The sequence below is a fragment of the Rhizobium sp. RU35A genome, from assembly GCF_900156005.1.
Classification (GTDB): Bacteria; Pseudomonadota; Alphaproteobacteria; order Rhizobiales; family Rhizobiaceae; genus Neorhizobium; species Neorhizobium straminoryzae.
The window spans coordinates 1-9,991 of record NZ_FTMR01000032.1; the positions used below are offsets into that span (position 1 = coordinate 1).

The 9,991-nt window shown below is 61.7% G+C and carries 13 protein-coding genes; all 13 read left to right on the top strand.

The window, feature by feature from the left end; translation table 11 throughout:
• Positions 1-1,401, top strand: a 1,401-nt coding sequence (locus F3H95_RS26655) for a terminase family protein (RefSeq protein ID WP_149748194.1), incomplete at its 5' end; no start/stop codon positions are given.
• Positions 1,401-2,966: a DUF935 domain-containing protein gene (locus F3H95_RS26660; RefSeq protein WP_149748195.1), complete on the top strand. Its 1,566-nt coding sequence runs from the start codon at positions 1,401-1,403 to the stop codon at positions 2,964-2,966. The genes F3H95_RS26655 and F3H95_RS26660, both read left to right, overlap by 1 nt.
• Entirely contained in the window at positions 2,966-3,757 is a 792-nt protein-coding gene (locus F3H95_RS26665) for a phage minor head protein (protein ID WP_149748196.1), read from the top strand. The genes F3H95_RS26660 and F3H95_RS26665 overlap by 1 nt, the downstream gene beginning before the upstream one ends.
• A gap of 304 nt (positions 3,758-4,061) precedes the next feature.
• Positions 4,062-5,147 (top strand): phage protease, encoded by a 1,086-nt coding sequence (locus F3H95_RS26670; RefSeq protein ID WP_188134506.1) that lies wholly within the window; start codon positions 4,062-4,064, stop codon positions 5,145-5,147.
• A complete protein-coding gene (locus F3H95_RS26675; RefSeq protein ID WP_149748198.1) occupies positions 5,144-5,551 on the top strand; it encodes a hypothetical protein in 408 nt (135 codons plus the stop codon). The genes F3H95_RS26670 and F3H95_RS26675 overlap by 4 nt, the downstream gene beginning before the upstream one ends.
• A 10-nt stretch (positions 5,552-5,561) precedes the next feature.
• Entirely contained in the window at positions 5,562-6,458 is an 897-nt protein-coding gene (locus tag F3H95_RS26680) for a Mu-like prophage major head subunit gpT family protein (protein WP_149748199.1), read from the top strand.
• Positions 6,459-6,563: 105 nt separating this feature from the next.
• Positions 6,564-6,872 carry an HI1506-related protein gene (locus tag F3H95_RS26685; RefSeq protein ID WP_149748200.1) on the top strand — a complete coding sequence of 103 codons (309 nt, stop codon included), beginning with the start codon at positions 6,564-6,566 and terminating at the stop codon, positions 6,870-6,872.
• A 124-nt stretch (positions 6,873-6,996) separates the two neighbouring features.
• The gene (locus F3H95_RS26690; RefSeq protein ID WP_149748201.1) at positions 6,997-7,431 is read left to right on the top strand and encodes a DUF1320 domain-containing protein; all 435 of its coding nucleotides are present in this window, start codon (positions 6,997-6,999) and stop codon (positions 7,429-7,431) included.
• A gap of 1 nt (position 7,432) precedes the next feature.
• Positions 7,433-8,005, top strand: a complete 573-nt coding sequence (locus F3H95_RS26695; protein WP_149748202.1) for a phage virion morphogenesis protein — start codon at positions 7,433-7,435, stop codon at positions 8,003-8,005.
• The gene (locus F3H95_RS26700) at positions 8,002-8,421 is read left to right on the top strand and encodes a hypothetical protein (protein ID WP_149748203.1); all 420 of its coding nucleotides are present in this window, start codon (positions 8,002-8,004) and stop codon (positions 8,419-8,421) included. Before F3H95_RS26695 ends, F3H95_RS26700 begins: the two co-directional genes overlap by 4 nt.
• Positions 8,418-8,600, top strand: coding sequence for a hypothetical protein (locus tag F3H95_RS26705; protein ID WP_149748204.1), 183 nt, complete (start codon positions 8,418-8,420; stop codon positions 8,598-8,600). The genes F3H95_RS26700 and F3H95_RS26705 overlap by 4 nt, the downstream gene beginning before the upstream one ends.
• Positions 8,600-9,526, top strand: coding sequence for a phage tail tube protein (locus tag F3H95_RS26710; protein ID WP_149748205.1), 927 nt, complete (start codon positions 8,600-8,602; stop codon positions 9,524-9,526). The genes F3H95_RS26705 and F3H95_RS26710 overlap by 1 nt, the downstream gene beginning before the upstream one ends.
• A gap of 34 nt (positions 9,527-9,560) precedes the next feature.
• Positions 9,561-9,991: hypothetical protein (locus tag F3H95_RS26715; RefSeq protein WP_149748206.1), on the top strand; the 431-nt coding region annotated here is incomplete at its 3' end.

Here is a 9,991-nt window from a genome sequence, read left to right on the forward strand (position 1 = left end):
GCGATCTTCCTGCCCTACCAGGGCCGGTGGATCACCGACAATTCGCGCCTGAAGCTGATGGAGAAAGGCCGCCAGATCGGGCTGTCCTGGTCGACAGCCTATGCCACCGTCTCGCGCACCTCGCTTGCCTCGGCCCGGCATGATCAATGGGTGTCATCGCGCGACGACATCCAGGCGCGCCTCTTCCTCGAAGACTGCAAGCTGTGGTCCGGCAATCTCGACCTTGCCGCCCGCGACATGGGCGAAGTGGCGCTCGATCCGGACGGCAAGCACAGCGCCTATGTCCTGCGCTTTGCCAACAACAAGCGCATCCATTCGATGAGTTCGAACCCGGATGCACAGGCCGGCAAGCGCGGCGGCCGTGTCCTTGACGAATTCGCGCTTCATCCGGACCCGCGCAAACTCTGGTCCATTGCCTATCCCGGCATCACCTGGGGCGGCTCGATGGAGGTGATCTCCACCCATCGCGGCTCAAAGAACTTCTTCAACATGCTCGTGCGCGAGTATCGGGAGGGGGGTAATCCCAAGAAAATCAGCCTGCATCGCGTGACCTTGGAAGACGCTTTAAACGACGGCTTTCTCTACAAGCTGCAGCAGTCCCTGCCGGAAGACGACGAGCGGCAGGAGATGACGGAGGCGCAGTATTTCGACTGGGTGAAGAGCGGCTGCGCCGACGAGGAAAGCTTCCTTCAGGAGTACATGTGCCAGCCGGCCGACGACGATGCCGCGTTCCTGGAATACGACCTGATTGCCAGCTGCGAATATGGCGCCGACATCGACTGGCGTCTGGTCGAGGGCCGTCAGCTTTACGCGGGCATAGATATCGGCCGCAAGAAGGACCTGACGGTTCTCTGGGTGGTCGAAAAACTTGGCGACGTCCTTTACACCCGCCATGTCGAGACGCTTCAGAACATGTCCAAGCCTGACCAGGAAAAGGTTCTGTGGCCATGGATCGCACGTTGCGTCCGGACGAATTTCGACGCAACCGGCCTTGGCATCGGCTGGGCGGACGATGCGCAGGCGAAATTCGGTGCCAACCGGGTCGAGGCGGTCACCTTCACGCCCAAGGTGAAGGAGGCGTTGGCCTACCCCGTCCGTTCACACATGGAAGAGCGTCGGGTCCGTATTCCCTACGACAAGCATATTCGGGCCGATCTACGCTCAGTCACGAAGCAGGTGACGGCTGCAGGCAATATCCGGTTCACCGCCGAGCGGACACCGGACGGGCACGCTGACCGGTTCTGGGCGCTTGCGCTTGCATTGGAGGCGGCAAACGGTCAGGCCAGAACGTACTCCTATGAGCCGGCGCCGGCGCATGCCGGGAAATTCGCGGAGCGGCAGACTGACGACGAACAGGCATTCCGGATGTCTGCCTTGAAACACAGACGAGGAGGCTACTGATGGTTCAGTTGCTCGACCAGTTCGGTCGCCCGATCCAGAAGGCGGCCATGAAGCAGGAACAGGCGGCGCCGACGATGGCTGGCGTGCGCAGGCCAGAGGGAAATCATCAGGCTCCAGGACTGACCCCACCGAAACTCGCACGGATCCTGCGAGAGGCGATCGACGGTGATCCGGAGCGCTATCTGGAACTCGCCGAGGATATGGAAGAGCGCAACGAACATTACGCCGGCGTCCTCGGCGTCAGAAAGCGCCAGGTGTCCGGACTGGACGTTACCGTCGAAGCCGCCAGTGACGACCCCGATGATGTTCGGGCAGCAGATCTGGTCCGTGACGTCATCACCCGCGACGAGTTTGAAGACGAACTGTTCGACATCCTGGACGCAATCGGCAAGGGTTTCAGCGCCACCGAGATCATGTGGGACACTTCGGAAGGTCAATGGATGCCGAGCGCCTTGAAGTGGCGCGATCCGCGGTGGTTCAACTTCGACAGGACCGACCGCGAGACGCTGAAGCTTAAGGGTATCGGTGGAGACGAGGATCTCTGGCCCGCGAAGTGGATCATTCATCGGGCGAAGGTGAAATCAGGTCTTACGATCCGCGGCGGCCTGGCGCGGTCCGCAGCATGGGCATATTTATTCAAGACCTTCACGGCTTCTGATTGGGCCGTCTTCTGCGAAGCCTATGGCCAGCCTATCCGAGTCGGGAAGCATGGCGACAATGCATCGCCGGAAGAAAAAGCCATTCTGCTGCGAGCTGTGTCCGGCATTGCGTCTGACTACGGAGCGATCATCCCGGAATCGATGGTAATCGAATTCGTGCAGGCCTCTCTTTCCGGCAGCCTCGATCTCTACGAGCGGCGTGCCGACTGGCTCGATCGACAAGTTTCCAAGCTCGTGCTGGGGCAGACCGCGACGACCGACGCCCAGGCGGGCGGTTATGCGGTCGGCAAGGTACACGACGGGGTGCGCGAAGACATTGAGCGCGCCGATGCCAAACAGCTTGCAGCCTCCATTCGTCGGGATCTGATCATTCCGCTGGTCTCGCTCAATATGGGGCCGCGCAAAATCTATCCAAAGATCAAGATCGGCCGTCCGGACGAGGTCGATGTGGGAAAGCTCGTCGACAATGTGGCCAAACTCGTGCCACTTGGCCTGAAGGTTGGCATGTCGACAATGCGCGACAGGATCGGGCTGCCGGATCCGGATCCCGAGGAGGAGTTGCTGATGCCAGCCGCTCTGTCCTCGCCGAGCGTACCAGGCGCGCCGGGTACCGCGCCCGACAATCCTGGACGACCACAGATCGCGATGCACTCTGCCCAGCTCGGGCAAAATACCGATTCGATCGACGAAGCAGTTTCCGCCATCATCGGCGGTGACTGGGAAACAATGGTCGATCCCATTGTCGCCGGGCTGGAAGATGAGCTGAAGACGGCAACGAATGTCGACGATGCCCAGGCGATACTTGCGCGGCGCATCGAGACGATCGGCGTCAACAAGCTGGCTGAGATCCTCGCCAGGGCATCATTTGCCGCGCGCCTGGCGGGCGAAGCCGACGAGGCTCTTTGATGGCCGTCGAGCTGAAGCCTCTGAAGCCTGAAGACGCCATCAAGGCTCTTTTTGCGCGATCGCAGTCTCTGGAACAGAGCTTCTCCTGGCGAGACGTCTATGCAGACGAACAGGCGCGTGCCGGCACTGTCGCCAAATCAGCTGGCTACGATATCCTGAGTGATATCTTCGAGGGACTTTTAAAGGCTCTTGCGGAAGGGCGTACATCCCGCGATTTCGCATCCGAACTGACCCCGCTCCTCCAGGCGAAAGGATGGTGGGGACGCAAGCTCGTGGAAGATCCGGCGACGGGATTGCAGAGGCCCGTGCAGCTTGGCTCCGCCAGCAGGCTGGCATTTATCTTCAACGTCAACATGCGCGTGTCCTATGCGGCAGGCCATTGGTCCAGCTTTGAACGCAGGAAGCACGATCGGCCCTGGCTGCGGTATGTGTGCGTGCTGGATGACCGCACCAGGCCGGAGCACAGGCTTCGTCATAACCTGTGTCTGCCCGTCGACCATCCTTACTGGGATCTGTGGGCGCCGCCGTGTGGATGGAACTGCAGATGCACGCTGCAGAGCCTGTCGGATCGCGACGTTCAGCGCATGCGCAGCCAATTGAAGTTCGATCCACCTCCGAATGATTTCGTGACGTGGACGAACAAAAGGACGGGAGAGGTAAGATCGATCCCCCGTGGCATCGACCCCGGCTGGGACTATAATCCAGGCAAGGCAGGAGCCAATCTTGTTGCCGAGAAGGCCAGCGAGGAGAAGCGAGCCGACTTGCTCGCCCTGTTGAGGCAGCCGGGATGACGTGTGTTGCGGAGAGGCTCGCTGGCGTGCGAGAGAAGGTCGGGCGCTCGGATGGTCAGTCCGAAGCGTTGAACCGCGTGTATGGCGTTTAAAACTACTTTAACGGCGCGACATTGCCTCCGGCTGCGGTCGTGCTATGACATTGGCGTCGTCGAGGCCGCCATCTCGACGTAACCACAAACCCTTGTGGCTGTTTCCCGGGTGTCGCCCGGGGCAATCTCGCCGCATGAAAACTGGCGTCTCAAATCTCTTTTCGGGTCTCGTTGCCGCTCATGCCATCAGCGTGGGAGGGCCGGATGCTGATGTGTCCGCTGACGGCGATGCCGGCCGTTGGATCATGCTGTTGCCGGCCGGCACGTTTTCGGGTCGCGATGGCCGCGGTCCCTACCATGCCGGCGACCGTGCTTCCCTGGAACGCATCGCCGCCCAGACCCGGAAAATCTATGGCGCCACCGAAATGGTGGTCGATTACGAGCACCAGACAATCAACGCGCAGAAAAACGGACAGCCGGCGCCGGCCGCTGGGTGGATCAAGCAGATCGAGGCGCGCGACGACGGCCTCTACGGCCTGGTCGAATGGACAGCCAATGCGGCATCCGCGATCAACGCTCGCGAATACCGCTATCTGTCACCTGTCTATGCCCATGCGCAGGACGGCACTGTCCTCGCCATGATGATGGTCAGTCTGACCAACTTCCCGAACCTCGATATCCCCGAGGTCGCGGCCCACTCATTTTTCCAGCAAGCCTCAACCGGAGACTTACCCATGAAACAGGTGCTTGCCGCGCTCGGTCTTGCCGAGGGCGCCAGCGAGAATGATGCGCTGATTGCCATCAATTCGCTGCTGACCAGCTCGACGGCGATCGCCGCCGCTGCCGGACTGACGAAGGACGCCAAGTCCGAAGAAATCCTCGCTGCGGTCAATTCCGCTTTTGCCGATCGTGCGGCATTGGCGCAGATCGTCGGAAAGCCCGCGGCGGCTGGCGATGAACTCGTGTCCGCGATGCGGGCCGCGGTTGCGACGGCTGCTCCTGATCCGGCGCGCTATGTGCCGATCGAGCAGGTCAGTGCCATGCAGGCCGATCTCCGGCTCCTGCAGGTCAGGGACGTCGACAAGGAAGCAGAGACGGCCGTCAATGAAGCCATTCGTGGTGGCCAGCTTGCCCCGGCTCTGAAGGACTGGGGTATTTCGCTCCACAAGAGCAATCCCGCCGCCTTCCAGAGTTTCCTGGGGCAGGCTCCCGTCCTGACGGCAGCCCAGCGGGTATCGGCTGTCCCCAGCCATCCCAGCGGTGACGGTTCCGATCTCTCCGACTCTGACCTCTCGGTCATGCGCCAGCTCGGCCTGTCTCGCGATGAATTCCTCAAGTCCAAGAAGGGTGCAGCATGACCGCGCTTGCCGCCGATCGCAATACGCCGGAACGCTCCGGCCTCAACAGGACGTTTCCCGTCAAGGGAACGACCACGCTTTATGCCGGCGCCATGGTTGCGCTCAACGTCTCCGGACTGCTGGTTCCGGCGTCGGCTGTAAGTACGCTCAAGGTGGTTGGCCGCAACGAGCGCCTTGTCGCCAACACCGGCGCCGACGGTGCTGTGAACGCGGACGTCAAGACTGGCATCTTCCGGTATGCCAACTCCGCCTCATCCGACCTCATCACGTTGGCCGACATCGGAAACGACGCTTATGTCGTTGACGATCAGACGGTCGCGAAAACCTCCAACTCCTCCGCTCGTCCCGTCGCCGGCAAGATTTTCGATGTCGATGCACAGGGCGTGTGGGTGAAGATCTCCTAAGGGGCCGTCCATGCAGATCAACCGTCAGACACTCCAGTCGGCCTATGTCGGCTTCAATGCTTCCTTCCAGGCCGGCCTTGCGATGGCATCGCCGCTCTGGTCGCGGATTGCAACCCGCATCACCTCCACCACCAAGACGCAGGAATATGGCTGGCTTGGCCAGTTCCCGGGCATGCGTGAATGGGTCGGTGATCGCGTCGTCAACGGGCTTGCGCGTCACGGCTATTCGCTGACGAACAAGTCCTATGAGACGACGATCGCCGTCGATCGCGACGATTTCGAAGATGACAATCTCGGCATCTACAGCCCGATGTTCCAGCAGCTCGGCCAGAATGCAGCGATGTTCCCGGATCAGCTTGTCTGGGGGCTGCTGAAGAACGGCTTCTCCACCAACTGCTACGACGGACAGTATTTCTTCGACACGGATCATCCGGTGATCGATGCAAGCGGCGCTGTCACTTCCGTCGCCAACACCGACGGTGGCAGCGGCGCGCCTTGGTTCCTGGTGGATGACAGCCGCGCCCTGAAGCCGCTGATCTACCAGGAGCGCAAACCGTTCTCGAACCTGATCCGCAAGGATCAGGAGACCGACGACAACGTCTTCTTCAAGAAGGAATACATCTACGGGCTGGACGGCCGGTGCCAGGTCGGTTTCGGGTTCTGGCAGATGGCCTGGGGCTCCAAGCAGACGCTGAGCGCGACGACCTACGAAACCGCGCGCGTCGGCCTGTCCAGCCTGAAGGCCGACTACGGCAACCCGCTGGCGATCAGTCCGCGTCTGCTCGTCGTCCCGCCGTCGCTTGAGGGCGCTGCTCGGGAAATCGTCGGCAACCAGCTCACCACCAATGGCGGCACGAACAAGTGGTACAACACCGCCGAAGTTCTCGTCTGCCCCTGGCTTGCCTGATTGGCAAGCATGCCACGCGTCAGACCGCCGGCCGTCAGCCGGCGGTTCCTGCCAGAAACGTCGGATTGCCGGCGCTTCCGCCAGGAACCGAAAGGACAGAACCTCATGCCTCCCAGATCGAAATCTGCCGATCCGACCTTTGCCGCCGGCGTCACCTCGTCGCAGCTCTCCGAGGAGGATTTCGCCGCGCGTTACCCGCTGACCTATCAGGCGATGCAGCCGTTCGTTGGGCGCCAGGCGCCCGTGCTCAAGATCGTGTCGCGGCAGGACGGGTTCCGGCGTGCCGGCCTCGTGCACATGCGGGAAGCCGCTTTTCACGAGGTCGCTGTGCTGTCGCCGGATCAGATCGAGCGTCTTCTTTCGGAGCCGATGCTGGTGGCGGAAGTCATCGAGCGCCCCGACGATAACGACTGAATACCTGCGGGGAGAGCCACGAGAGGACAAGCCGCAAAAGCGGAGAATGCCCCGAAGCCCCCGGGCGGAATGAGAAGCCTGACGGTACCGCCCGCAACAGTGGCGCAAGCTGAAGAGAGTAGCGATGGTCTATTGCACGAAACAGGATCTGGTCGATCGATTTGGTGAGCTGGAGTTGACCCAGCTGACCGATCGTACAAACCGTCCCGCTTCGGTGATCGACGACACCGTCGTCAACCGGGCCATTACCGATGCGGCAGCGTTCCTGGACGGCTACATCGGGAAGGCTTATGCGCTGCCGCTTGAAAGCGTACCGCCGTCGGTGGTCAAAGCCGCCTGCGATGTGGCTCGCTATTACCTGCACGCCCGCGGAGTCGAGAAAGACAGCCCGATCCAGCGTGCATACGACCAGGCATTGGCACTGCTTCGCGATGTGGCGAAGGGCCAGGTCCGCCTGGTGGAGGACACCGGAGCTGCTCCGCCGCAGGCCGGTGGCACCGATGTGCAGTTCGTCTCACCAGACCGCATTTTCTCGCGGGAAACGCTGAGAGGCTACTGACATGACCGGTGCATCCTTGGAAATCCGCGATGAACTGGATCCTGCGCTCAACCGGCTTGTCGTCAACAGCCAGAACTCCGCCGAGATCATGGACGCCATTGCCGGGCACCTTCTGTTCTCGACACAGCGCCGGTTCGAGACAGAGACTGCGCCCGATGGTCAGCAATGGAAACAGCTGTCACCCAGGACGGCCGCAGTTCGACGCGGACGCAGCAAACGTGGCTTCAATCATATCCTGCGCGATCGACTGCGGCTGTACGAGTCCCTTCAGACATCATCCGATGCCACCAGCGCCGTTGTTGGGACCAACGTGGTTTATGCGGCCATTCATCAGTTTGGTGGTCCGATCGAGAAGACGGCGCGAACCGCGACGATCTATCAGAACTACAACGCGAAGACGGACACATTCGACCAGCGTTTCCGGTCCAAAGCACGATCGAACTTCGCCCGCGATGTGACGATCAAGGCGCATGTGATCGACATGCCGGCGCGTCCTTACCTTGGTTTCAATGACGATGATCGCGCCGCAATTGCTGAGATCATCGCCGATCATATCGGAGACGGGCTGCAATGATCGTGCTTTCGGTTCGCAACGCCCTCAAGAGCGCCGGTACGCCATTCGTCCTTGTCGAAGGGGCTAATGAACTGGCTCAGGTGAAGGATCGTCCCCCCGCCGTACCCGCTGCCTACGTGTTCATCAATTCCGAGGCCAGCAGCGAAAACCAGCGCCTGACGGGGCCCGTCCTGCAACGCATGCAGGTCGATGTCTCGGTCGTCATCATCACCGAAAATGCCGGCGGCGCGGAAGAGGCATCGCGAGATATCGAGACGCTCAAGGCCTGGACGCGCCAGGCGCTGCTCGGATTTCAGCCGGCCGACACTGCAGATCCGTTCGAGCACATCAGCGGCCAGATCCAGAAGGCCCGCGACGGCATGGTCTGGTTCGAAGACGTGTTCGGTACCGCCACTTACCTGGAGAGTCAGAGATGAACGACATGCCCCAAACTGGCGGTGCCTACCGCCGCAACGATGACGGGACCCTCGTGCGCATCGAGTCCCCCGATGCGCTGGTGCAGGACACCAAAGCCGGGGCTGAGCCTGCGGCAGCCGAGGTCTCGGAAACGCCCACAACCAACGACGCCGGCAGCACCGGCAAGAGGAAGAGCTGATGTCGAAATATGCGCGGAACAAGGCGATCCTGGTCAAGCTGGAAACCACCTCTGGCACCGATGCCGTGCCGACCGGTGCGGCCAACGGCATGCAGGTCAACAATTTCCGGCCGGAACCGCTGCTCGGCCAGGACGTCAGTCGTGATCTGATGTTCCCTTACATGGGCCATCAGGGTGTCATCCTGACCGGCAATTACGGTCGCGTGGCGTTCGACGTCGAGATTGCTGGTGCGGGCGCTGCCGGTACCGTGCCGGCCTATGGGGCATTGTTGCGGGCGTGCGGCATGGCGGAAGTCGTCACGGCCGCAACCCAGGTGGTCTATAACCCGGTTTCCAGCGGGCATGAATCCGCGTCGATCTACTACGTGATGGACGGTATCCGGCACGTCCTCCTCGGCGCGCGCGGTACGTTCACCCTGAACATGCAGCCGTCCCAGATCCCGCGCTTCAGTTTCACCTTCACCGGTCTGCTGGGCACGATCACCGATCAGGCCATGCCAACCGTTGACCTGACGAAGTTCATCAAGCCGGTTCCGGTCTCGAAGGCCAACACGACCTTCAGCCTGCACGGCTATGCCGGCGCGACCGAAGGCTTCTCGATGGACCTCGCCAATGACATCCAGCCGCGCCTGCTGATCAATGACGAGAGCGTCAAGCAGGTCGATCGGATGATGACCGGGCAGGCCACGATGGAAGCCGTGGCACTGGCAACCATCAACTGGTTTGCCCTTGCCCAGGCGCACACCACCGGCGCCATGGCGGCGCAGCATGGCGTTGCGGCCGGCAACATCGTCGCGTTCGCCGCAGGCCGCGTGCAGATCGGCCGGCCGACCTACACAGAAAACCAGAAGATCATCGGCAACCAGCTGCCGGTGATGTACCTGCCGACCGCCGGCAACGACGAGTTCACGATCACCGTCAAATAGGTTTCTCAAACAGGTTTCGAAGGATCTTCAAATCATGTTCAAGCTCGTTTCACGTCTTGCCGCCTGGTGGCCCGTCACCGTGCTGCAGCCCGATCCGGACCGGCCGGGCGTCATCACCGAATTTGGCTTCGAAGCCCGCTTCCTCATTGTCGGCAAGGCCGAGATGCGCATCTACGCCGAGGAGCGCGATCAGCTCGCAAGGCAGTTGCTCGAGGCGATTGAAGCCATGGCCACGGCCGACGACAAGGTTGCCGCCTCCGACCAGGTCCGCGACCTGGAAACCGCGCTCGAAACCCACGACGACAGCATGTTCCATCGGCTCATCACCGACTGGCGCGGCGTGGTCGACGAGGCCGACCAGCCGATCCCGTTCAGCGCCGAGGCCCTCGACATGGCGCTCGATCATGAGCGCATCCGGCGCGCGCTGCGCGTGGCCTATGACGCGGCGATCTCCGAAGGCGGGGC

Excerpts from the sequence above, each read along its gene's own strand:
- F3H95_RS26660 (WP_149748195.1), top strand. The coding sequence starts at position 1,401 with ATGGTTCAGTTGCTCGACCAGTTCGGTCGCCCGATCCAGAAGGCGGCC.
- F3H95_RS26665 (WP_149748196.1), top strand. The coding sequence starts at position 2,966 with ATGGCCGTCGAGCTGAAGCCTCTGAAGCCTGAAGACGCCATCAAGGCT.
- F3H95_RS26675 (WP_149748198.1), top strand. The coding sequence starts at position 5,144 with ATGACCGCGCTTGCCGCCGATCGCAATACGCCGGAACGCTCCGGCCTC.
- F3H95_RS26680 (WP_149748199.1), top strand. The coding sequence starts at position 5,562 with ATGCAGATCAACCGTCAGACACTCCAGTCGGCCTATGTCGGCTTCAAT.
- F3H95_RS26685 (WP_149748200.1), top strand. The coding sequence starts at position 6,564 with ATGCCTCCCAGATCGAAATCTGCCGATCCGACCTTTGCCGCCGGCGTC.
- F3H95_RS26690 (WP_149748201.1), top strand. The coding sequence starts at position 6,997 with ATGGTCTATTGCACGAAACAGGATCTGGTCGATCGATTTGGTGAGCTG.
- F3H95_RS26695 (WP_149748202.1), top strand. The coding sequence starts at position 7,433 with ATGACCGGTGCATCCTTGGAAATCCGCGATGAACTGGATCCTGCGCTC.
- F3H95_RS26700 (WP_149748203.1), top strand. The coding sequence starts at position 8,002 with ATGATCGTGCTTTCGGTTCGCAACGCCCTCAAGAGCGCCGGTACGCCA.
- F3H95_RS26705 (WP_149748204.1), top strand. The coding sequence starts at position 8,418 with ATGAACGACATGCCCCAAACTGGCGGTGCCTACCGCCGCAACGATGAC.
- F3H95_RS26710 (WP_149748205.1), top strand. The coding sequence starts at position 8,600 with ATGTCGAAATATGCGCGGAACAAGGCGATCCTGGTCAAGCTGGAAACC.